At 62.1% G+C, this 20,846-nt stretch carries 21 protein-coding genes and 1 pseudogene; 10 read left to right on the top strand and 12 right to left on the bottom strand.

From position 1 onward, the window contains the following. Nucleotides 1-45: 45 nt before the first annotated feature. The gene (locus NKH02_RS04505) at nucleotides 46-1,212 is read left to right on the top strand and encodes an acetyl-CoA acetyltransferase (RefSeq protein ID WP_352876675.1); all 1,167 of its coding nucleotides are present in this window, start codon (nucleotides 46-48) and stop codon (nucleotides 1,210-1,212) included. Between the two features lie 28 nt (nucleotides 1,213-1,240). Then, the gene (locus tag NKH02_RS04510) at nucleotides 1,241-2,245 is read left to right on the top strand and encodes an asparaginase (protein ID WP_352876677.1); all 1,005 of its coding nucleotides are present in this window, start codon (nucleotides 1,241-1,243) and stop codon (nucleotides 2,243-2,245) included. A gap of 7 nt (nucleotides 2,246-2,252) precedes the next feature. On the opposite strand, the gene NKH02_RS04515 is transcribed toward NKH02_RS04510, so the two are convergent. Continuing rightward, nucleotides 2,253-3,629 carry a TIGR03808 family TAT-translocated repetitive protein gene (locus tag NKH02_RS04515; protein WP_352871049.1) on the bottom strand — a complete coding sequence of 459 codons (1,377 nt, stop codon included), beginning with the start codon at nucleotides 3,627-3,629 and terminating at the stop codon, nucleotides 2,253-2,255. Between the two features lie 120 nt (nucleotides 3,630-3,749). Between NKH02_RS04515 and greA the strand changes: the two genes are divergently transcribed. Continuing rightward, complete coding sequence (gene greA / locus NKH02_RS04520) at nucleotides 3,750-4,223, top strand: transcription elongation factor GreA (RefSeq protein ID WP_352876679.1); 474 nt, start codon at nucleotides 3,750-3,752, stop codon at nucleotides 4,221-4,223. Here greA and NKH02_RS04525 read toward each other — a convergent pair. The 4 genes from NKH02_RS04525 to NKH02_RS04540 form a co-directional block, all read right to left on the bottom strand. Further along, nucleotides 4,220-4,609 (bottom strand): type II toxin-antitoxin system death-on-curing family toxin, encoded by a 390-nt coding sequence (locus NKH02_RS04525; RefSeq protein ID WP_352876681.1) that lies wholly within the window; start codon nucleotides 4,607-4,609, stop codon nucleotides 4,220-4,222. The two genes, greA and NKH02_RS04525, sit on opposite strands and share 4 nt — an antisense overlap. Beyond that, nucleotides 4,606-4,827: an AbrB/MazE/SpoVT family DNA-binding domain-containing protein gene (locus tag NKH02_RS04530; RefSeq protein ID WP_352871044.1), complete on the bottom strand. Its 222-nt coding sequence runs from the start codon at nucleotides 4,825-4,827 to the stop codon at nucleotides 4,606-4,608. The genes NKH02_RS04525 and NKH02_RS04530 overlap by 4 nt, the downstream gene beginning before the upstream one ends. Before the next feature lie 70 nt (nucleotides 4,828-4,897). Next, entirely contained in the window at nucleotides 4,898-7,015 is a 2,118-nt protein-coding gene (gene scpA / locus NKH02_RS04535) for a methylmalonyl-CoA mutase (RefSeq protein WP_352876682.1), read from the bottom strand. After that, complete coding sequence (locus NKH02_RS04540) at nucleotides 7,012-8,454, bottom strand: methylmalonyl-CoA mutase subunit beta (protein WP_352876684.1); 1,443 nt, start codon at nucleotides 8,452-8,454, stop codon at nucleotides 7,012-7,014. The genes scpA and NKH02_RS04540 overlap by 4 nt, the downstream gene beginning before the upstream one ends. Before the next feature lie 351 nt (nucleotides 8,455-8,805). On the opposite strand from NKH02_RS04540, the gene NKH02_RS04545 reads away from it, so the two are divergent. After that, a complete protein-coding gene (locus NKH02_RS04545; protein ID WP_352876685.1) occupies nucleotides 8,806-10,353 on the top strand; it encodes a helicase HerA-like C-terminal domain-containing protein in 1,548 nt (515 codons plus the stop codon). A 36-nt stretch (nucleotides 10,354-10,389) separates the two neighbouring features. Here NKH02_RS04545 and NKH02_RS04550 read toward each other — a convergent pair whose 3' ends face one another. Both NKH02_RS04550 and NKH02_RS04555 read right to left on the bottom strand, forming a co-directional pair. Beyond that, on the bottom strand, nucleotides 10,390-11,214 hold the full coding sequence (locus NKH02_RS04550; RefSeq protein ID WP_352876687.1) for a L,D-transpeptidase: 825 nt from the start codon (nucleotides 11,212-11,214) through the stop codon (nucleotides 10,390-10,392). Between the two features lie 174 nt (nucleotides 11,215-11,388). Continuing rightward, the gene (locus NKH02_RS04555; RefSeq protein ID WP_352876689.1) at nucleotides 11,389-12,051 is read right to left on the bottom strand and encodes a haloacid dehalogenase type II; all 663 of its coding nucleotides are present in this window, start codon (nucleotides 12,049-12,051) and stop codon (nucleotides 11,389-11,391) included. 158 nt (nucleotides 12,052-12,209) lie between these two features. On the opposite strand from NKH02_RS04555, the gene NKH02_RS04560 reads away from it, so the two are divergent. The 4 genes from NKH02_RS04560 to NKH02_RS04575 all read left to right on the top strand — a co-directional run bounded on the left by NKH02_RS04560 (nucleotide 12,210) and on the right by NKH02_RS04575 (nucleotide 15,332). Then, the gene (locus NKH02_RS04560) at nucleotides 12,210-13,088 is read left to right on the top strand and encodes a branched-chain amino acid aminotransferase (RefSeq protein WP_352876692.1); all 879 of its coding nucleotides are present in this window, start codon (nucleotides 12,210-12,212) and stop codon (nucleotides 13,086-13,088) included. A gap of 107 nt (nucleotides 13,089-13,195) precedes the next feature. Then, a complete protein-coding gene (locus tag NKH02_RS04565; protein ID WP_352876693.1) occupies nucleotides 13,196-13,798 on the top strand; it encodes a superoxide dismutase in 603 nt (200 codons plus the stop codon). Between the two features lie 139 nt (nucleotides 13,799-13,937). After that, nucleotides 13,938-14,375 carry a c-type cytochrome gene (locus NKH02_RS04570; protein WP_352876695.1) on the top strand — a complete coding sequence of 146 codons (438 nt, stop codon included), beginning with the start codon at nucleotides 13,938-13,940 and terminating at the stop codon, nucleotides 14,373-14,375. A gap of 9 nt (nucleotides 14,376-14,384) precedes the next feature. Next, complete coding sequence (locus NKH02_RS04575) at nucleotides 14,385-15,332, top strand: cytochrome c (RefSeq protein WP_352876697.1); 948 nt, start codon at nucleotides 14,385-14,387, stop codon at nucleotides 15,330-15,332. Here NKH02_RS04575 and NKH02_RS04580 read toward each other — a convergent pair. The 3 genes from NKH02_RS04580 to NKH02_RS04590 form a co-directional block, all read right to left on the bottom strand. Continuing rightward, nucleotides 15,329-15,730, bottom strand: coding sequence for an SET domain-containing protein (locus NKH02_RS04580; RefSeq protein ID WP_352876700.1), 402 nt, complete (start codon nucleotides 15,728-15,730; stop codon nucleotides 15,329-15,331). The genes NKH02_RS04575 and NKH02_RS04580 overlap by 4 nt on opposite strands. Nucleotides 15,731-15,879: 149 nt before the next feature. Beyond that, entirely contained in the window at nucleotides 15,880-16,506 is a 627-nt protein-coding gene (locus NKH02_RS04585; RefSeq protein WP_352876702.1) for a LysE family translocator, read from the bottom strand. Next, nucleotides 16,503-18,626: a S9 family peptidase gene (locus tag NKH02_RS04590; RefSeq protein ID WP_352876703.1), complete on the bottom strand. Its 2,124-nt coding sequence runs from the start codon at nucleotides 18,624-18,626 to the stop codon at nucleotides 16,503-16,505. Before NKH02_RS04590 ends, NKH02_RS04585 begins: the two co-directional genes overlap by 4 nt. A 133-nt stretch (nucleotides 18,627-18,759) precedes the next feature. On the opposite strand from NKH02_RS04590, the pseudogene NKH02_RS04595 reads away from it, so the two are divergent. Then, nucleotides 18,760-18,974, top strand: a pseudogene (locus tag NKH02_RS04595) (SH3 domain-containing protein); the annotation flags it as partial. A gap of 403 nt (nucleotides 18,975-19,377) precedes the next feature. Next, a complete protein-coding gene (locus tag NKH02_RS04600) occupies nucleotides 19,378-19,803 on the top strand; it encodes a Ros/MucR family transcriptional regulator (RefSeq protein WP_224696683.1) in 426 nt (141 codons plus the stop codon). A gap of 114 nt (nucleotides 19,804-19,917) precedes the next feature. Here NKH02_RS04600 and NKH02_RS04605 read toward each other — a convergent pair whose 3' ends face one another. Further along, nucleotides 19,918-20,346 (bottom strand): SufE family protein, encoded by a 429-nt coding sequence (locus tag NKH02_RS04605; RefSeq protein ID WP_352876704.1) that lies wholly within the window; start codon nucleotides 20,344-20,346, stop codon nucleotides 19,918-19,920. Nucleotides 20,347-20,446: 100 nt separating this feature from the next. Continuing rightward, complete coding sequence (locus tag NKH02_RS04610; RefSeq protein ID WP_352876706.1) at nucleotides 20,447-20,800, bottom strand: DUF5330 domain-containing protein; 354 nt, start codon at nucleotides 20,798-20,800, stop codon at nucleotides 20,447-20,449. Nucleotides 20,801-20,846: the final 46 nt, after the last annotated feature.

A 20,846-nucleotide genomic window follows, 5' to 3' on the forward strand; every position in this document is an offset into this window, starting at 1 on the left:
GCCTTGAGCCCACATGCTAGGCTGGCGCCAAGGATGGAGACCGCCATGACCGCATGCATCGTTGGCTGGGCGCATTCGCGCTTCGGCAAGCTCGAGGGCGAAACGCTCGAAAACCTGATCGTCAAGGTGGCAACGGACGCGCTCGACCATGCCGGCATCGGCCCGGACGAGGTCGACGAGATCGTGCTCGGCCACTTCAACGCCGGCTTTTCGGCGCAGGATTTCACCGCCAGCCTGGTGCTTCAGGCCGACGACCGGCTGCGCTTCAAGCCGGCGACGCGCGTCGAGAACGCTTGCGCCACCGGGTCGGCGGCGGTCCGGCAAGGCATCCGCGCCATCGACGCGAATGCCGCCCGCATCGTGCTGGTGGTAGGCGCCGAGCAGATGACGACGACGCCCGGGCCGGAGATCGGCAAGAACCTGCTCAAGGCGTCCTATCTGCCCGAGGATGGCGACACGCCTGCGGGTTTCGCCGGCGTCTTCGGCAAGATCGCGCAGGCCTATTTCCAGCGCTATGGCGATCAGTCGGACGCGCTGGCTATGATTGCCGCCAAGAACCACAGGAACGGCGTCGACAACCCCTATGCGCAGATGCGCAAGGATTTCGGCTATGAGTTCTGCCGCCAGGAGAGCGAGAAGAACCCGTTCGTTGCCGGCCCGCTGAAGCGCACCGATTGCTCGCTGGTCTCCGACGGCGCCGCTGCCCTTATCCTTGCCGACACCGCGACGGCACTGAAGATGCGGCGTGCCGTTGCCTTCCGCGCCAACGAGCATGTGCAGGATTTCCTGCCGATGTCGAAGCGCGACATCCTGACATTCGAAGGCTGCGAGCAGGCCTGGACCCGGGCGCTTAAGAACGCCGGCGTGACGCTCGAGGATCTTTCCTTCGTCGAAACGCATGACTGCTTCACCATTGCCGAACTGATCGAATATGAGGCGATGGGTCTGGCCAAGCCGGGCGAGGGCGCCAGACTGGCACTGGACGGCACAACGGCCAAGGACGGCCCCCTGCCGGTCAATCCCTCAGGCGGGCTGAAGGCCAAGGGCCACCCGATCGGCGCCACCGGCGTGTCGATGCATGTCTTGACCGCCATGCAGCTTGTCGGCGAAGCCGGCGGCATTCAGGTGCCCGGTGCAAAACTCGGCGGCATCTTCAACATGGGCGGTGCGGCGGTCGCCAACTACGTTTCAATATTGGACCGGATCAGGTAGAAGCAGCCCGTATTTTTGCGGGGTAGCCATGACAAATCCGGTTCTGATCGAAGTCTTGCGCGGTGCGATCGTCGAGAGCGCGCATCGTGGCGCGGTCGCGGTCTTCGATGCCGATGGCAAACCGGTCTGGGAGATCGGCGATACGGCCAAGCCGGTGTTCCCACGCTCTGCGGTCAAGGCGATCCAGGCATTGCCGCTGGTCGAAAGCGGCGCGGCCGATGCCTATGGCTTCGGCAACCGCGAGCTGGCGCTCGCCTGCGCGTCCCATTCGGGCGAGCCGGCACATGTCGAACTGGCGCGGTCCATGTTGGCCAGGGCCGGGCTGGACGGGTCGGCGCTCGAATGCGGCACGCATTGGCCGTCCAATCATGAAGCCCAGATTGCGCTCGCCCGCTCCGGCGGCTCGCCGAACGCATTGCACAACAATTGTTCCGGCAAGCATTCCGGCTTCCTCTGTACATGCGTCCACGCCGGCATTGCGCACCGCGGCTATGTCAAGCCAGGGCACGGCCTGCAGGAGATGGTGCGCGACGCCATGCAATCGGTCACGGGCGCTGTCCATGGCGCGGACGAGCGAGCGACCGATGGCTGCTCGATCCCGACCTATGCGGTGCCGCTCCGGAGCTTCGCGCTCGGCTTTGCACGTATGGCAACGACAAATGGTTTTGGTCCCGAGCGCGCCAAGGCCGCGAGGCGCCTGCTGGCCGCCTGCATGGCAGAGCCCTTCTTCGTTGCCGGAACCGGCCGCGAAGACGTCGCCCTGATGGAGGCCGCACCAGGGCGCATTTTCACGAAAGGCGGCGCCGAAGGCGTCCACTGTGCCGCAATTCCGGAACTTGGTCTTGGTATCGCGCTCAAATGCGATGATGGCGCCGGCCGCGCTGGCGAAGCCATGGTTGCCGCCGTTCTTGCCAAATTGTTGCGCGCTGACGAGGCCTTGGCAGCTAAGCTAACCGACCTGGCGAAAGCGCCGATCCAAAGCCGGAACGGCGCCAAGGTTGGGGCGCTGAGGCCCACCGCAGCCTTGAATTAAACCGCCCTCAACTGACGTGATTGCGCTCGACGGTCAGATGCGCGTAGCCGCTATTGTCCGATGACGCCAGGTCACCCGTCGCCGGCTCGGCCCAGCGCTGGCCGACAACGGCTCCGTTCAACGCGCCGTCGATGACATTGTCTGATATGACGGCCGTGCCGGCGCCCTCGACCACGGACACGACGATGGCCGTTCCAGCCTTGCGGATGATGTTACCGGTGGCGACGACATTGCGCAGATACGGACCCCAGCCGATCTGCATGCCGTAGAGCGGTGCGTTCTCGATGACGTTGTTGGAAACGGTCGTGTCGGCCTCGACCCCAATGCCGACGCCGAATCCAGGCGAGTCGGCGGGGTAGGGGCCGCTGGTCGACAGATTGCGCACGATGTTGCCCGAGCACACACCCATGCGGCCGCCTTCGTTGAAGTTGACGATCGAGATGCCGTTGGCGGCGCCATCGACGATGTTGTTGCTGATGACGGCGCCTTCGAACGAGAACTCGGAGTAAACTGCTGTTTCGCCCGAGCGCGAGCAGGTGTTGCCCGATATCTGCAGATTGCTGGCGCTGTTGGCGCGGATCGCCGAAAAGGCGCAGTCCGAGACGATGTTGCCGGAAATGACGACATTGCCGGCCCGGAAGGCATTGATGCCATTGCCGTTCTGGCCGGTCCCGCCGCTGCGCGCCTGGATCCGTTCGACGCGATTGCCGGTGACCATGGTGCCGTCTTCCGCCGCCTGCCAGCGGTGCACGAGAATGCCGCCATTGGCGCAGTCGGAGACGGTGTTGCCCGTGATCGCCAGCCCGCCGGCCTCGACCGAATAGATGCCGGCATCGGCAGCTCCCGATATCTGCGAGCGCTCGACCCGGCCCGTCGCGTGTTCCAGAGCCAGCCCGTTCTTGCCGCTGCCGGTTATTTGGCAATTGTCGACGACCAGATGCGCGACACGGCGCAGATCGAGCAGCCCTTGCGCGTAGTCGCCCATCGTGCGGTTTGCGCCGTCGAAGACCAGTCCGCTGAGTTCGATATGATCGGCCTGTTCTGCCATGAAGAGATGACCGTCGCCGCCGTAAACGATGCGCGTTGCCCCAGGCACGCCGGAAAGACGCACGCGGCCGGGCAGCGAGAGGTTCGACACCACATAGGCGCCCGGCGGCAGGAACACCGGCATGTCGCGGTCGTTTGCGTCGCGCAGCAGCTTGGCGAAGGCCTTGCTCTGATCGTCGAAGGTACCGGGCTGCACGCCGAGTTCGGTGGCATTGATCGAGCCGCGCATCGAGGCTTTCTCGATGCCGGTCAGGCTGGCGGCCGCCGCCTTGCCAAGCGAGAGGCCCATGACGGCAAAGCCGGCGGTTCCGGTCAGCAGCGTTCGTCTGTTCAACATCGGCACAGGTCCTGGCTTTCAACCCTGACACCGCAGGAATCATGCCAGCCGGTCTGCCTCTTCCGTCGAGGGCAACGACAATGGCTTGTCGAGCAGCCTTTCCGCGCCTAAGTTCAGAGGATGAGCAGAGCTTTCACGCGCGAGGAAGACAGCGAAAACGCCATTGCCGGTGTCGGCGAGCGGCCAATCAGCCATCACCGCAATCTTGTGACGGAGCGCGGCTTGGCGATGATCGAGGAGAATCTCGCCGATCTGCGCGATGTACTGGCGAAAGCCGAGAGGAAGGCAGACCGCGAGCGCATCGCGGTGGTGTCGCGCGATCTGCGCTACTGGACCGCCCGGCGTGAAAGCGCCGAGTTGTCGGTGCCGGAATCGGGCAGCGACCTTGTACGCTTCGGCATGGGCGTCACACTCGAGGGCGATGACGGCAGGAAGGTGCACTGGAAAATCGTCGGCGAGGACGAAGCCGACCCGGCCAAGGGGACCATTTCCCACGTATCGCCGATGGCGGTCGCCCTGTTCGGCAAGAAGGTCGGCGACGTGGCAAGCGTCAACGGCAAGGAATGGGAAATCGTCAAGCTCTCCGACAGCTAATCCTCTAGCTTGACGACATGATCGCGGAAGAAGGCTGCGGCGCCGGCTTCACCGATTTCGCCTGAAGCAACTGCCATGACGAATTCGTAAAGCGTGCCGTTATCGGCTGTCAGGACATGGCCGTTCACAATCAAAAATGCGCCTGCGGCCACGATGGCGGTACGCTTGTTGCCGTCGACAAAGGCATGATTCCTGGCAATGCCAAAGACATAGGCGGCAGCGAGATCCTCGATCGCCGGATCCCCATAGTTCGCCTTGTTTTCAGCACGGGCGAGCGCCGATTCAAGAGCATTTTCATCTCTCAAACCTGGCGCTCCACCATGCCTTCGCAATTGCTCGGCATGCATCGCTTCGACCGCGCGACGTGACAGAAACTCCCAGCTCATTCGGCGAGCTTCTGAAGTGCGACCTTGTATTTGTCCATGACCTGACGAGCAGCTTCCATCTGCCGTTCGAAACTGTCATCCATCGGCTCAAGAGCAATACCCTTGTCCGTTTCGACGATTTGAAGCTGATCGCCGGTCTTCATGTTCAAACGGTCGAGCAGCTCCTTGGGCAGGATAACACCTTCGGAATTGCCTATCTTGCGAATGGTCGTGTTCATGATGGATCATCCTGTTGCAACGCCGATTATAACTGGATCGGCGCGCTGTTGCAACAGGTATTATAACAGACTAGGCCAGCAACCGGTCCAGCAAGCGATCCGCCGCTTCCGGAATGACGGTGCCCGGCGGGAAGATTTCCGCCGCACCTGCTTGCAGCACCGCGTCATAGTCCTGCGGCGGGATAACGCCGCCGGCGACGATCAGCATGTCGCCGCGGCCGAGCTTCTTCAGCGCGTCGCGCAGTTCGGGGATCAACGTCAGATGCCCCGCCGCCAGCGACGAGGCGCCGACGATATGGACATCCTGCGCGACCGCCAGCCTGGCGATCTCATCGGGTGTCTGGAACATCGCTCCGACGGTGACGTTGAAGCCGAGATCGGCGAAGGCCGTGGCGATAACCTTCTGCCCACGATCGTGGCCGTCCTGTCCCATCTTGGCGACGAGAATGCGCGGCTTGCCGCCAGTTTTCTTTTCAAAGGCGTCGAGCTTGTCCTGCAGCCCGTCGACCACGGGATGGTCGCCAAGGGCCTTGCGATAGACGCCGGAAATGGTCTGCACCGTGGCGACGTGGCGACCAAAGACCCTTTCCAACGCAAATGAAATCTCGCCGACCGTGGCATTGGCGCGCGCGGCGCGGACAGCGAACTCCAGCAGGTTTTCATTGCCTTGCGCGGCACGGGTCAGCGCATCGAGCGCGCTTTCGACTGCGGCGACATCGCGCGTGCCCTTCAGCCGTTGCAGCTTCGACAATTGCCGGGCCCTGACTTCGGCGTTGTCGATCTTCAGCACGTCGACCTCGATGTCGGTCTCGGGCCGATGCGCGTTGACGCCGACCAGCATTTGTTCGCCGGAATCGATGCGCGCCTGCGTGCGCGCGGCGGCTTCCTCTATGCGCAGCTTGGGAATGCCCTGTTCGGTCGCGGCGGCCATACCGCCAAGTGCCTCGACCTCCTCGATATGGGCAAGCGCGCGCGCCACGAGGTCATGCGTCAGCCGTTCGAGATAGGCCGAGCCGCCCCACGGATCGATGACGCGCGTGGTGCCGGATTCCTTTTGCAGGATGAGCTGTGTGTTGCGGGCGATGCGCGCCGAGTGGTCGGTCGGCAGCGCCATCGCTTCGTCGAAGGAATTGGTGTGCAGCGACTGCGTGTGACCCTGCGTCGCTGCCATCGCCTCGATCATGGTGCGGATAATGTTGTTGTAGGGATCCTGCGCCGTCAGCGACCAGCCCGAGGTCTGGCAATGGGTGCGCAGTGACAGCGAGCGCTCGTCCTTCGGCGAAAAATTCTTCTTCATCAGGGTCGCCCACAACAGGCGCGCGGCCCGCAGTTTGGCGACTTCCATGAAGAAGTTCATGCCGATCGCCCAGAAGAAGGACAGGCGCGGCGCGAAGCGGTCGATATCGAGGCCCGCCGCAACGCCGGCGCGGGCATATTCGATGCCGTCGGCAATCGTGTAGGCGAGCTCAAGGTCGGCCGTCGCGCCGGCCTCCTGCATGTGGTAGCCGGAGATCGATATCGAATTGAACTTCGGCATGTTCTTGGACGTGTAGGAGAAAATGTCCGACACGATCCGCATCGAGGGTTTCGGCGGATAGATGTAGGTGTTGCGGACCATGAACTCCTTCAGAATGTCGTTCTGGATGGTTCCGGCGAGATCCTTCTGAGCAACGCCCTGTTCTTCGGCCGCGACGATGTAGAGCGCCATGATCGGCAGCACCGCGCCGTTCATCGTCATCGACACTGTCATCTCGCCGAGCGGAATGCCGTCGAAGAGCTGCCGCATGTCGAGAATGGAATCGATGGCGACGCCCGCCATGCCGACATCGCCGGCAACGCGCGGATGGTCGCTGTCATAGCCGCGATGCGTGGCAAGATCGAAGGCGACCGACAGGCCCTTCTGGCCGGCGGCCAGATTGCGCCGGTAAAAGGCGTTGGATTCTTCGGCCGTCGAGAAGCCGGCATATTGCCGGATCGTCCAGGGCTGCTGGACATACATGGTCGGGTAGGGGCCGCGCACGAAGGGCGGCAGGCCCGGGTAGGTGTCGAGATACGGCAACCCCTTGAGGTCGCTCTGATTGTACAGATGCTTCGCGATAAGTCCTTCCGGCGTCGTCCGCTGGCCTTTGACCTCGACGGGTGCGCGCCGTGGCGGGACCCAACCGATCTGGCTGAAATCGGGGATCAAGAGGCGGCTCCGATGGATTGGTCGATGCGGACCGGAAACAGCGGCTCACAGACGGCAACGCCTTCCGTGAAGGCGGGCCGCCGTTCCGCCGCGAGCGTTTCGACCGGAGGTTCGCTTTTCAGCGGGTAAAGCGTGGTGCCGATGATGGTCCGTTCGCCTGCCCGGTAGGCTGCGTTGCGCTGCGCTGCAGCGGCGTGAACGCGCTTCTGGATATGTCCGTCCTGAAGGCTGGACAAGACGCCGCCCTCGGCCTCGATTGTCTGCAATTCCGTCCAAGCCATCTCGCAGAGTTTGGTGGTCAGCGCTTCGACCGCGCCGGAACCATAGGCAGGATCGGCGACATGATCGATATGGCTTTCATTGGCCATGATCAGCTGCGTGTTGCGGGCGACACGACGCGCAAACCCCGCCGGCAAGCCATGCGCGATCGTGTGCGGCAAGATCGAGATCGAATCGGCGCCTCCGGACGCCGCGGCAAAGCAGGCAATCGTGGTGCGCAGGATGTTGGTCTCCGGATCCATGGCCGTCATCATCCGAAACGACGTCTCGGCATGGATGTTGGCCGTGGAATTGGGGATCGAGCAGGCTTCCTGCACCCGCGTCCAGAGCCTTCGCAGCGCCCGCACCTTGGCCATCGACAGCAACTGGTCCTGGTCGACGCTGAGCGCAAAGCCGATATGGGGCGCGGCATAGACGAGCGGCTGCCGCGCCGTCTCGAACATTCTGAGATAGGAGACCGCCGAAGCCAGCATGATGCCAAGTTCCTGCGCTTCCGTCGCGCCGGCGTTGTGGAACACACGCCCGTCCGCCTCCAGAAGCACGCCCGGAACGCCCATCGAGAAGAAGTGCGCCAGCGATTGCGGCATCGAGGCCTGCAATGCCTCGATCGACATGCGCAGCCGGCCGGTTCCGGCGAAGATCGCCGCCGGATCGATGCCGAAGGAGAGGTTGAGCTTTGCCGGGTCGGACCGGCGCTTGCTCAGGAACGCCACCAGCCAGTCGGCCACGGCGCGGCTCCAGGGATGGGCGTCGATGCGAACCTGGACGCGGTTGAGCGGTATGCCGTCCAGTACCGTCTCCAGCGCTTCCGCCGTTCTCGGCAGGCCGTAGCCGAACGCGTTCGGCGCTCCTTCGAAGACAAGCGATAATCCCGTGGCGCCTTGCGCTATGTCGTCTTGAGCCTGGGTTCTGGCGCGGTCGATATCCGGATCGTCGATGCGCTGGCTGACGATCCAGGGCGATTTCGGGTTTGCGCGCACGGTCGGTTCCGCAGCGGTGCTGCGGTCGTAGAGCGGTTCGATGCGGATGTTGTCGTCGGTATGCGAGACCAGCTTCTCTTCGAAGGATGCGCCGGCCAGTGCCTTTTCCGCCAGGGCCAGCCATCGCTGGCGCTCGGCGTTCTCTGGTTCGACATCCCTGGTCAAGGCTTCGGCGCCCATCCGTCTTCCTCGCTTTATGCGCCCGCACCAGCCTGGAGCGGTTCAGTCTACGGTCCTCGGTCCGATATCGCAATGTAATGCGCTTTCAGCGGCCGAATTCGATCCAACAGATATAGGTCGGCCTGCGTGCACGAACCATGAACGATTGCCAAACACCGTCAAAATCCGCAAGCTTCAAAAAATCGATTTGGAGGGTCGCCCCGATTGAACGATTGGCCTGATTTGAACGATTGCCACCATTGGACGAATGGTCCCGACTTGAACGAATGGCATTGTCGCTGTGCAACGGCCTCACTATACCTGCGGCAAGGCCACTGGCTTTAAACACATCAGTTTGCGGAGACCGGACATATGGCTGACGACACCAGTATTTTCATCGGCGCCAGCCGCAAGCCCGACGACAGCTATCAGCGTGCCGAGCAGCTGTTGCTGCAATATGGCAATCGTCATGGCCTGGTGACCGGCGCCACCGGTACCGGCAAGACCGTCACCTTGCAGATACTGGCCGAAGGTTTTTCCAACGCCGGCGTGCCGGTCTTCTGCGCCGACATCAAGGGTGACCTGTCCGGCATCGCCATGATGGGCACGGCGCAGGATTTCCTCGTCAAGCGGGCCGAGCAGGTCAAGCTCGACCCCTATGACTTCCAGGAATTTCCGGTCATTTTCTGGGACCTGTTCGGCGAACAGGGGCATCCGATCCGCGCCACGGTTTCGGAAATGGGGCCGTTGTTGCTATCGCGCCTGATGAACCTGAGCGAGGCGCAGGAAGGCATCATGAACATCGCCTTCCGCCTGGCGGACGAAGAAGGCCTGCTGCTGCTCGACATGAAGGACCTGCAGGCGCTGCTGGCCAACATCGCCGAGCGCGCCGACGAGATCGGCTCGCGCTACGGCAATGTCACGAAGCCCTCGGTCGGGGCGATCCAGCGCACGCTGCTGGTCCTGGAGCAGCAGGGCGCGGCAAACTTCTTCGGTGAGCCGGCACTGCGCATCGCCGACATCATGCGCACCACCCGCGACGGACGCGGCGCCATCAGCGTGCTCGCCGCCGACAAGCTGATGATGAATCCACGGCTCTACGCGACATTCCTGTTGTGGCTGATGTCGGAACTGTTCGAGGTGCTGCCGGAAGTCGGCGATCCGGACAAGCCGAAGCTGGTGTTCTTCTTCGACGAGGCGCATCTTCTGTTCGACGAAGCACCCAAAGTGCTGATCGATCGCGTCGAACAGGTGGTCCGCCTGATCCGCTCGAAAGGCGTCGGCGTCTATTTCGTCACGCAGAACCCTTTGGATATCCCTGAAAAGGTTCTGGCCCAGCTCGGCAATCGCGTCCAGCATGCGCTGCGCGCCTATACGCCGCGTGAGCAGCAGGCGGTGAGGACGGCGGCCGAGACGTTCCGGCCGAATCCCGATTTCGACTGCATGACCGCCATTACCCAGCTCGCCACCGGCGAGGCGCTGGTCTCGACGCTTGAGGCCAAGGGTGTTCCGTCGATTGTGCAGCGGACACTGATCCGGCCGCCATCCTCGCGGCTTGGGCCCATAACGGCTGCCGAGCGACAAAAGCTGATCCAGGAAAGCCCGGTCGCTGGCCAGTACGATCAGCTCATCGATCGCGAATCGGCCTTCGAGATGCTGCAGAAAAAGGCCAAGGACGCGCAGGATGCCGAAGAGCAGGCGCAGCAGGCCGGCAGCGGCGGCCCACGTTGGACCATTCCGGGCTTCGGCAACGACGATCCCGCGCCGCAATCCGGTGGCAGGCGCGCGCCTGCACCGCGCCCGTCCAATCGCCAGACCGTGGCCGAGGCGGCGATCAAGTCGGTAGTGCGATCCGTCGGCTCGTCCGTCGGCCGGGCAATCGTGCGCGGCATCCTGGGCAGCCTGTCGCGGGGACGTTAGGACTTGAGGCAGCGGCGTTGCCGCTGCCTCGTCGGCTCAGAAAATCGAGTTGGTGATCTCTGTCAACGGGCCGAGCAGCACCGATCCGTCCGGCACGCCGGCGTCGATCGGGATAGCCCGGCGATTGGCCGTCGCCACCACTGGCTGGCTGGCATCGCTGGTGACGACAACTGGTGTCTTCATGGGCACGCGATCATAGAGATCGATGATGTCCTGGTTCATCAGGCGCACGCAGCCCGACGAGACCGACTTGCCGATCGACTTCCATTCCGGCGAGCCGTGCAGGCGGTAGAGCGTGTCCACGTTGCCCTGGAAGAGATAGAGCGCGCGCGCGCCGAGTGGGTTCTTCAAGCCGCCGGGCATGCCGCCATTGTCGGCGCTGTATGGCTTCAATTCCGGCTGCCGGGCAATCATTTCATCGGGCGGCGTCCATTTCGGCCATTTCTGCTTCCACTGGACGACGGCATCGCCGGACCATTCGAAACCGGCGCGGCCTAGGCCGACACCATAACGGATTGCCTGACCGCCCGGGCGAACCAGATAGAGGAAATGGCCGGTGGTATCGACGACGATCGTTCCCGGCTTCTGCCCGGTCGGATCGGGAACGATCTGGCGCAGGAACTGCGGATCGATCCTGTCGACCGGGATCGCCGGCAGATCGAAGCCGCCATCACTGACCGCTCCGTACATCGTCACATAGTCGGCTAGCGGCGGCTCGATATAGGCTGGCGGCGGTGGTTCGACCGGCCCCGGTCCGGTGGTCGCGCATGCGGAAACCGCGATCGAAGCAGCGCCTAAGGCTGCGGCGTTGAGAAAGCCGCGACGGCTCAGGCGATAGGATTCGATTTCGGTTTTGGACATGGTTGCCTTCTTTAAGTCTCAAATCGCAACAAAGCGTCAATGCGCCGATCGTTGCGCGGGTGCCTGACAACACCTGCGGCGATAGGCGGTTCCGATTCTGGCCTGAAGGTGGACAAACAAAGGCGAAGCTGTGACCGCGCCGCCACTGTGGCGCTGGGGACACACGTCCGCGTGCTAGGTACCTGGCACCAAAGCTTCGAGCGACGGCAGGATCAGCGCAGGTGGAAAGTCCCGGTACTCTTCGGGCTGGTTGGAACGGTTGATCCACACCGTGCGAAAACCGAATTTGGTGGCGCCTGCGATGTCCCAGCGATTGGAGGACTGGAAGGAAACCGCGCCGGGGTAGAGGCGCCAACCGGTGGCGACCATGTCGTAGACCGCCGGATCGGTCTTGAAGCGCCGCACCGTATCGACGGAGTAGATATGGTCTAGAACCTGGTCGAGCGCGGCGGACTTGACCGCGGCCCGCAGCATTTCGGGCGAACCGTTGGACAGGATCGCCAGTCTTGCTCCCGAAGCCTTGAGCGCCTTGAGCACGGCCGGCACTTCCGGATAGCAATCCAGCCGCCAGTAGGCGTCGAGTAATGTCGCCTTGAGACCGGGATCGGCCGAGGGAACCTTGCGCAAGGCGAAATCGAGCGCCTGTTCGGTCAACTGCCAGAAATCGGCATAGGCGCCCATCAGCGTGCGCACCCAGGAGTATTCGAGTTGCTTGGCGCGCCAGATCTCGGACAGCAATTGGCCGTCCGGCCCGATCCGATCGGCATGGCGGCGCACGGCGGCATGCACGTCGAACAGCGTGCCATAGGCGTCGAAGACGTAGGCGGCGTATTGCATGACGACAGTTTTGAGGGCAGGCGCGGCAAGGTGCAAGCTTTGATTGCATTGTGCCCCGTCGCTGGCCTCAACAAAACTCTTCGATGCCGATTGACGGCGCCCGCCAAAGCATCTTCCAATGGCTGTCACACGACACCGATTGAGACGGGACAAACACGATGACACTGGCGGCTGCGGCGCAATCCGCGACATGGACTTTCGTCGATGGTGATTGGCACGAGGGCAATGTCGCCATTCTGGGACCGCGCAGCCACGCCATGTGGCTCGGCACCAGCGTGTTCGACGGTGGCCGTTGGTTCGAGGGCGTGGCGCCGGACCTTGAGCTTCATGCCGCCAGGGTGAATTCTTCGGCGATCGCACTCGGCCTCAAGCCGTCGATGAGCGCCGACAAGATCGTCGGGCTGACATGGGATGGGCTGAAGAAGTTCGACGGCAAGACGGCGGTCTATATCAGGCCGATGTACTGGGCCGAGCATGGCGGCTATATGGGCGTGCCGGCCGATCCCGCCTCGACCCGCTTCTGCCTTTGCCTCTATGAATCGCCGATGATCCCGCCGACCGGCTTTTCGGTGACCGTGTCGCCGTTCCGCCGCCCGACCATCGAGACCATGCCGACCAACGCCAAGGCCGGCTGCCTCTACCCCAACAACGGCCGTGCCATTCTCGAAGCCAAGATGCGCGGCTTCGACAACGCAATGGTGCTCGACATGCTGGGCAACGTCGCCGAGACCGGAACCTCGAACATCTTCCTAGTCAAGGACGGCCATGTGCTGACCCCGGCGCCGAATGGCACCTTCCTGTCCGGCATCACCCGCTCGCGGACCATGACGCTGCTTGGCGAGTATGGCTTCAAGACCACCGAAAAGACGCTGTCGGTGCGCGATTTCCTCGAGGCGGATGAGATATTCTCGACCGGGAACCATTCCAAGGTGGTGCCGATCACCCGTATCGAGGATCGCAATCTGCAGCCTGGGCCGGTGGCCAAGAAGGCGCGCGAACTCTATTGGGATTGGGCGCATTCGACTTCCGCCGCCTGAGCGGATAAAAAGGCGATCGGCGCTTCATTCCGGAGTTGCCCCAACCCATCCCAGACCTATCTTAGTCCGGTATCCACACCGGATTTTTCCACGAGGGAGTATCATCCATGGCTTTTGAATTGCCCGCTCTGCCTTACGACTATGAGGCGTTGCAGCCTTACATGTCGAAAGAGACGCTGGAATATCACCACGACAAGCACCACAAGGCCTATGTCGACAACGGCAACAAACTCGCCGCGGAGGCGGGCATGGGTGATCTGTCGGTCGAAGAGGTGGTCAAGCAGTCGTTCGGCAAGAATGCCGGCCTCTTCAACAATGCCGCCCAGCACTACAACCACATCCATTTCTGGAAGTGGATGAAAAAGGTCGGCGGCGGCAACAAGCTGCCGGGCGCCCTGCAGAAGGCGGTCGACAGCGATCTCGGCGGCTACGACAAGTTCAAGGCCGACTTCATTGCCGCCGGCACGACGCAGTTCGGCTCCGGCTGGGCCTGGGTCTCGGTCAAGGACGGCAAGCTGGCGATCTCGAAGACGCCGAATGGCGAGAACCCGCTCGTCCATGGCGCGTCGCCGATCCTCGGCGTCGATGTCTGGGAACACTCCTATTACATCGACTATCGCAACGCCCGGCCGAAATATCTCGAGGCGTTCGTCGACAGCCTGATCAACTGGGATCACGTGCTCGAACTCTACGAAAAAGCGAAGGCCTGACCGATCTCCAGAAAAGCCCCGGCATCCGGGGCTTTTCTTTTGCGGGGTCGCAGTAAAAATCATCCGGGGAAGGGAATTTTCTCCCTGCGGCATCCGTTAACGTCCTGTCCCGAAATGCCTTCATCATGGAGCCAAATGAATGAGAAAGCTTGTCATCGCCATCTCAATGCTCGCCCTCGCGGCGTCGGCGGCCTTTGCCGACCCGATCCTCGACCGGCAGGCTCTGATGAAGGAGCGTGGAAAGATCGTCGGCGGCATTTCGAAGGTGGTCAAGGGCGAGGAGCCTTTTGATGCCGCGGCTGTGCTGACGCAATTGCAGGCGCTGCAGGCGAATGCCGAGAAATTCGACGCCGATGCGCTGTTCCCGACAGGCAGCGATACTGGCGATACGACAGCGGCGCCGAAGATCTGGCAAGACATGGCAGGCTTCAAGACGACCGAGGACAAATATCTCGCCGACATCAAGGCAGCGGCCGCCGCCGGTCCCGCCGACGTCGACACGTTGAAGGTGCAGTTTGGCGCGATTACTTCCAATTGCGGCACCTGCCACCAGACGTACCGGGTGAAAAAGAGCTGATAGCGGGCGATGCCCTGGCCGAAAAAGCTCGTCGGTGCCGTCGTCATTCTGGGCGGCGTCGCGGTTGCCGGATGGCTCCTGTCGGCGCCGGTGAGGCTCGACAATGAGACTCTGGCCAAGCTCGGTCCCGGCGACGCGGCCAAGGGCAAGCGCATTTTCTATGCCGGTGGCTGCACCTCCTGCCATGCAAAGCCGGGCTCGCAGGGCGATGCGCGGCTTCAACTCGTGGGTGGTCTCGAACTCAAGACGCCGTTCGGAACCTTCGTTCCGCCCAACATTTCGCAAGACTCCAAGGACGGCATCGGCACGTGGTCGGTCGAGGATCTCGCCAACGCCATGCTGAAGGGCGTGTCGCCCTCTGGCGAACATTTTTATCCGGCGTTTCCCTATGCCTCCTACGCGCGCATGAACCCGGCCGACATCGCCGATCTCTACGCCTTCCTGAAGACGTTGCCGGCGGTCGCCGGCAACGCACCCGCGAATTCGCTCGGTTTCCCCTTCAACATTCGTCGCGGCATCGGTCTGTGGAAACTGCTCTACCTCCGTAACCAGCCGGTCGTTGCATTTCCCGAAGGTACGGCTGGCCCGGTGATGGCGGGCCGTTACTTGGTCGAAGGGCCGGGCCACTGCGGCGAATGCCACACGCCGCGCGACTTAGCCGGCGGCACGAAAAAGAGCGAGTGGCTGGCAGGTGCCGTGGCTGCCGAAGGCAAGGGCATCGTGCCCAACATCACATCGGGCGAGGGCGGTATCGGCAATTGGTCGGAAGCCGACATCGCCAACTACCTCGAAACCGGTTTTACGCCTGACTTCGATTCCGTCGGCGGCGCCATGGTCGACGTGCAGCGCAACATGGCCCAATTGACGCCGGAGGACCGTGTGGCCATCGCCGCCTATCTCAAGGCGATACCGCCGCATCCCAACGGCTATCCGGCGCGCAAGAAGACGGCGAACTAGTCTTCGGATGACAGGTGGCGGTCGCCGAGAAAGTCGAAGCCTGTTTCGAAGAAATGGTTGTAGTTGCAGGTCAACTCCTCGCCGGGAGCGATGTCGCGCAGCGCAAAGGTCTCCTCGGGCGAGGAAACGTCGCAATTCGGCTCATCGGCATGGTTCATGTAGCGCGCGTCGTCGGCTTCGAAGACGATGTAGTTCGGGTCGCGCCGGTCGGGATAGGAGTAGCGGTCGAGATAGTTCTTCACCGGCCCGGCTTCGCGCTCATAAGTTTCGACGTCGATGAGCCGGTCGAACCTTGGATCCAGCTTCCAGATCAGCGAGCCGCGGGGAATGGCGTTCTTGGCAAAGACGCCGATGCCCTGGATGGGCGATTTGTCGAGATAGACGTCGACGAGCAGCATGATGAACCTTTACGCGATTGGGGCTGTCGGGCTAGGAAAAGCCGCGCACTGGGTAGCGCGCGGCCATCGCAATTGCGAGCAAAATGAGCAGCGCGGAATTCAAAAAGTCATGATCGCCAAGGCGACTGGCGGACCACGCAGCTTCCCCGTCAGCGCTGCTGCAGCGCGAGCCGAACACCCAGAGCACAGTAGATGCCGCCAACAACCTTGCCTTGCCATTTCAGCACCGTCGGATTTCGGCGGAGGAACACGCCGAGCCGACCGGCACTCACTGCAAAGACGACCGTGCTGAAAAGGCCGAGTAAGACGAAGATAACCCCCAATGTGGTCAACTGAAGTATTATCGATCCGTTTTCAGGCCGCACGAACTGAGGCAGGAAAGCGAGAAAGAAAAGCGCTGTCTTGGGGTTGAGCACTTCGGTCAGGACAGCCTGTCGAAACGCCTTGCCGGCGGAGATCGCGAGCGCGCCTGCAGCCGGGTTGGCCGGTGTCTTCTCAGTGATCGCGCGAATGCCGAGATAAACCAGGTAGGCCGCGCCCATGTATTTTATGACGCTGAACAGCGTCGCCGACGTGGCGATGATCGCCGAGATGCCAACCATCGCCATGACGGTGTGAAACACATCGCCGGCCGCGATCCCCGCGCCGGTGGCGATGCCAACCTTGGTTCCGGAGCTCGTTGCCCGCGCTATGGTAAGGAGCGTGGCTGGGCCCGGAATAAAGACGAAGCCGAGCACAACCGCGACATAAGCGATCAATGTAGCGAGATCGATCATCGGTCGATTTCTCCCGTAAGCTGCAGCTTGCCCATCACCTTCAGTGCAAACGAATAGGTATAGGCGATTTCCTCCAGTCGCGAAAACCGGCCGGAGGCACCGGCGTGTCCGGAATCCATGTTGATCTTGAACAGCACCGGATTGTCCCCGCTCTTGCGGTCGCGCAGCCGCGCCACCCATTTGGCCGGTTCCCAATAGGTGACACGCGGATCGGTGAGTCCGGCCAGCGCCAGGATCGGCGGATAGTTGAGCGCGGCGACATTGTCATAAGGCGAATAGGCGGCAATGGTCCGGTAATCGTCTGCCGACGCGATCGGATTGCCCCATTCAGGCCATTCCGGCGGCGTCAGTGGCAGGCTGGCGTCGAGCATCGTCGTCAGCACATCGACGAACGGAACCTCGGCGACGATGCCGCCGAAACAGTCCGGCGCCATGTTGGCGACGGCGCCCATCAGCATGCCGCCGGCCGAACCGCCTTGCGCGACGATGCGGTCATGCGCGGTGTAGCGCTCGGCAACAAGGTGGCGCGCACAGGCGATGAAATCCGTGAACGTGTTCATCTTGTGCGCCCGCTTGCCGTCGTCGTACCAGCCATAGCCCTTGTCCTTGCCGCCGCGGACGTGGGCGATGGCGAAGACAAAGCCGCGGTCGACCAGTGAAAACCAGTTGGTGTTGAAAGCGGCCGGCACGGCGATGCCATAGGAGCCGTAGCCGTAGAGCAGGCAAGGCGCGGATCCATCCAGCGGCGTGTCGCGGTGGTGCAAGAGCGAGATCGGCACCAGTTCGCCATCGCTGGCCGGCGCCATAAGCCGCCGCGTGACATAGTGGTCCGCATCATGGCCGGACGGCACTTCCTGGGTCTTGAGCAGCACCCGCTCGCGAGTGCGCATATTGTAGTCGAACACCTGGGCCGGCGTCGTCATCGACGAATAGGAAAAGCGCATGATCTCGGTGTCGTACTCATAGGAACCCGACAGGCCGAGCGAGAAAGCCTCCTCGTCCAGGGACAAAAGATGCTCTTCGCCGCTGGTGCGGTCGCGCACGACGATGCGTGGCAGGCCTTCCTTGCGTTCGAGCCGGACCATGTGATCCCTGAAGCCGATCACCGACAGGATCAGCCGGCCGGGCTCGTGCGGCACCAGTTCCTGCCAGTTGGCGCGTACTGGATCGCTCGCCGGCGCCGTCATGATCTTGAAGTCCTTGGCGCCGTCGGCATTGGTCAGGATGAAGAAGATGTCGCCGCCTTCTTCCAGATCGTACTGGAGGCCAATCTCGCGCGGCGATACTAGTTTCGGTTCGGCAAACGGATCATTGGCGCGCATCAGGCGGTATTCCGACGTCTCGTGATCGTTGATGCCGATCATGATCCATTCGTTGTTGCGGGTGCCGTCGACATTCATGAAGAAACCGGGATCGGTTTCCTCATAGACCAGCCGGTCGCTTTCCGGGCTGGTGCCCAGCGCATGGAACAGCACCTTGGACGGGCGATGGTTGGGGTCGAGACGGGTGTAGAAGAAGCCGTCATTGCCGGCGTTCCAGACGCCTGAACCGCCGGTGTCGGAAATCTGGTCGGCAAGCTCCTTGCCATCGGCAAGGTCACGCACGCGAAGCGTGTAGAATTCGGAGCCCTTGTCGTCGAATGCCCACAAAAGCTTGGCGTGGTCGGCCGAGTGATCGACGCCGCCAAGACGGAAATAGGGCTTGCCTTCGGCCTCCGCGTCGCCATCGAGCAGGATATGCTCGGCGCCACCGTCGCGCGGCATACGGAAATAGCGCGGCTGCTCGCCGCCAAGCTTGAAGGACGAACCATAGGCATAGGGCCCATCCTTCATCGGCACTGAAGAATCGTCTTCCTTGATGCGGCCCTTCATCTCCTTGAAAAGCTGCTTTTGCAGCTCGACCGTGTCGGCCATCAGCTTTGACTGGTAGGCGTTCTCCGCCTCGAGTTCGGCGCGTATCCCCGCATCGAGCAATGACGGATCCCGGAACATCTCCTGCCAGTTATCGGCCCGCAGCCAGGCATAGTCGTCGGTTCGTGTGATGCCGTGATGCGTGTCGAAAACCGGCCGCTTCTCGGGCGTTGGCGGGCTGACGATCGGAAATGCGGATGTCTTGGTCATTGCGTCTCGCTTTGCCGGTATCTTGATTGGGGGAAGTATCTTGAATGGGAATGAACACGTCGATCGGGGCGGGTTCAAGAGCCGCGGCGTATAGGTTGTGTCGGCTCCAGAAGATGAGCCGGGAGGAGAGATGATGACTATTTGGTCTCGGACTGCCGCGGCTTTCGCCGTTGCTTCGCTAACTCTGGCCTTTGCCGCCAGTCTCATGCGACCGTATTCGCGGCTTGGCAAGTGGCCAATGTGCCGTTTGGCGACGCGCTCAATGTGCGCAAATACCCTTCGGGCACGTCCCAGAACCAGGCGGCATACCCGAATGGGACCGTTCCGCGGATGACCGGACGATGCACGGCGTGTCGCGTGATTGCTTTCGCGGCGGCGGCAACCTGTGGTTTTGAGTGCGGACGTGAACAACCAAGTTTGCGCGTGCAATAGCCAAGAAAAATCAAGCATTGAAACCTGATTTGTGAGTTACCGCGAATGTAACGGAGAGCTGACGTGGCGTCAGCCGTTGCTGGTTGGCGCGAGAAATATCGATAAATTACACAATGCACGAAAGATTGAAGCTGATCGGGGAATGATTGACCAGCATCGTTCAATATAGCGCAAAGGGTGAATTGACTTACTTGGTCCGCAGGGTCATTGATGTGCCCGTGACACGAATCGCAGAAGCTCTAGCTGCACAAAATTCGTGCAATGCCCTGGCTGTAAAAAGGGCGCAGATCGAAGTAACTCTTGTTGGGGCCTGAAGACCATGGATATTGTCGAAACACCTTCCAGAAACAGCGATGCGCTGATCGAGTTGACCGCCGATGTGGTGGCCGCCTATGTCAGCAACAATCCCGTGCCGGTCGGCGAATTGCCGAGCTTGATATCCGACGTCCATGCCGCGCTCGGCCGTGTGGGCGGAACCGCCGAACAGCCACCTGCCGACAAGCAAAAGCCGGCGGTCAACCCGAAGCGCTCGGTTCATGACGACTACATTGTCTGCCTTGAAGACGGCAAGAAGTTCAAGTCGCTGAAGCGCCACCTGATGACCCACTATGACCTGACGCCGGATCAGTATCGCGAAAAGTGGAACCTCGACCCGACCTATCCGATGGTTGCACCCAACTATGCCGCTGCCCGGTCCCAGTTGGCCAAGAAGATGGGCCTCGGCCGCAAGCGCAAGGCGCGGTAATCGCTGCCGGCCAGATTGATCGATTTTAGCGGCGCCTTCGGGCGCCGTTTGATTTTGCAGGGGCGGTAACGCGCTGATCGAGTGGAGCAATTCCGGGAAGAGTGTGAAACGCTTTCAGGCGGTTTGCTTGAGCGCCGCCTCGGCGTCACGCTTGATGCGCTTGACCATCGAGCGGAGGCCATTGGCGCGCTGCGGCGACAGATGCTCGTCGAGACCGAGCTCTTTCAATGTCGCTTCCGCGTCGGTCTTCTGGATTTCGCTGGCGATCCTGCCGGAAAACAACGCCAGCATGATCGCGACCAGTCCACGCACGATATGAGCGTCCGAATCGCCGGTGAAGGTGATGACCGGATCGGCTCCAGGCCCCTGTTCGGTGGTCAGCCAGACCTGACTGACGCAGCCCGGCACCTTGTTGGCGGCGCTGCGCTCCTCGTCCGGAAACGGCGGCAGTGCCTCGCCGAGTTCGATGACGTAACGATAGCGGTCTTCCCATTCCTCAAGGAACGAAAAATCGTCGCGGATCGTCTGGATCGTGGTGGTCATGGCCCGGATATAGTTACGCGGCGGCGCCGCGTCACGGAAAAAACAAGGACACCCCGGGCGTCGAGAGGGCAGATAGCCCGCGGTGCGCCGTCGAAACGGTTTAATTCTGTGCCGGCAGGTTGACTGTCTCGGGCAAGACGACTTCCTCCGGCACGCTGCCGGTCATCGTCGATGTGTCAGGGCCGGCGGCGGACTTGTCGTCCAGCATCGCTGCCGCGATCTTGGCGGTCTCCCTGGCGCGGGCGGTGATGGTGTGCATCGCCGACTTGCCGGTCTCGCAGACATCGGGCTTGCGTTCGCAAATGCCGGCGATGTCGCCAACCGCTTCGCGCGCCGCAAACAAGGCCTGGATCGGGCCAACACTTTCGCGGCCGGTTTCATCGGGGCCAACAGTCAGCGGCAGCGCCAGCAGCACCAGCGAAAACCAGAAAGCCATTCTTATCAGGAAGACCATGCCCTTGTCCTCTCGTCGTGACCGGATCATGCATCCATATGGCATG

It is taken from the genome of Mesorhizobium sp. M1396, assembly GCF_040317725.1.
Classification (GTDB): domain Bacteria; phylum Pseudomonadota; class Alphaproteobacteria; order Rhizobiales; family Rhizobiaceae; genus Mesorhizobium.

Coding starts and splice junctions, on each gene's coding strand:
- NKH02_RS04505 (WP_352876675.1), top strand. CDS start 46: ATGACCGCATGCATCGTTGGCTGGGCGCATTCGCGCTTCGGCAAGCTC.
- NKH02_RS04510 (WP_352876677.1), top strand. CDS start 1,241: ATGACAAATCCGGTTCTGATCGAAGTCTTGCGCGGTGCGATCGTCGAG.
- NKH02_RS04515 (WP_352871049.1), bottom strand. CDS start 3,629: ATGTTGAACAGACGAACGCTGCTGACCGGAACCGCCGGCTTTGCCGTC.
- greA (WP_352876679.1), top strand. CDS start 3,750: ATGAGCAGAGCTTTCACGCGCGAGGAAGACAGCGAAAACGCCATTGCC.
- NKH02_RS04525 (WP_352876681.1), bottom strand. CDS start 4,609: ATGAGCTGGGAGTTTCTGTCACGTCGCGCGGTCGAAGCGATGCATGCC.
- NKH02_RS04530 (WP_352871044.1), bottom strand. CDS start 4,827: ATGAACACGACCATTCGCAAGATAGGCAATTCCGAAGGTGTTATCCTG.
- NKH02_RS04540 (WP_352876684.1), bottom strand. CDS start 8,454: ATGGGCGCCGAAGCCTTGACCAGGGATGTCGAACCAGAGAACGCCGAG.
- NKH02_RS04545 (WP_352876685.1), top strand. CDS start 8,806: ATGGCTGACGACACCAGTATTTTCATCGGCGCCAGCCGCAAGCCCGAC.
- NKH02_RS04550 (WP_352876687.1), bottom strand. CDS start 11,214: ATGTCCAAAACCGAAATCGAATCCTATCGCCTGAGCCGTCGCGGCTTT.
- NKH02_RS04555 (WP_352876689.1), bottom strand. CDS start 12,051: ATGCAATACGCCGCCTACGTCTTCGACGCCTATGGCACGCTGTTCGAC.
- NKH02_RS04560 (WP_352876692.1), top strand. CDS start 12,210: ATGACACTGGCGGCTGCGGCGCAATCCGCGACATGGACTTTCGTCGAT.
- NKH02_RS04565 (WP_352876693.1), top strand. CDS start 13,196: ATGGCTTTTGAATTGCCCGCTCTGCCTTACGACTATGAGGCGTTGCAG.
- NKH02_RS04570 (WP_352876695.1), top strand. CDS start 13,938: ATGAGAAAGCTTGTCATCGCCATCTCAATGCTCGCCCTCGCGGCGTCG.
- NKH02_RS04575 (WP_352876697.1), top strand. CDS start 14,385: ATGCCCTGGCCGAAAAAGCTCGTCGGTGCCGTCGTCATTCTGGGCGGC.
- NKH02_RS04580 (WP_352876700.1), bottom strand. CDS start 15,730: ATGCTGCTCGTCGACGTCTATCTCGACAAATCGCCCATCCAGGGCATC.
- NKH02_RS04585 (WP_352876702.1), bottom strand. CDS start 16,506: ATGATCGATCTCGCTACATTGATCGCTTATGTCGCGGTTGTGCTCGGC.
- NKH02_RS04590 (WP_352876703.1), bottom strand. CDS start 18,626: ATGACCAAGACATCCGCATTTCCGATCGTCAGCCCGCCAACGCCCGAG.
- NKH02_RS04600 (WP_224696683.1), top strand. CDS start 19,378: ATGGATATTGTCGAAACACCTTCCAGAAACAGCGATGCGCTGATCGAG.
- NKH02_RS04605 (WP_352876704.1), bottom strand. CDS start 20,346: ATGACCACCACGATCCAGACGATCCGCGACGATTTTTCGTTCCTTGAG.
- NKH02_RS04610 (WP_352876706.1), bottom strand. CDS start 20,800: ATGGTCTTCCTGATAAGAATGGCTTTCTGGTTTTCGCTGGTGCTGCTG.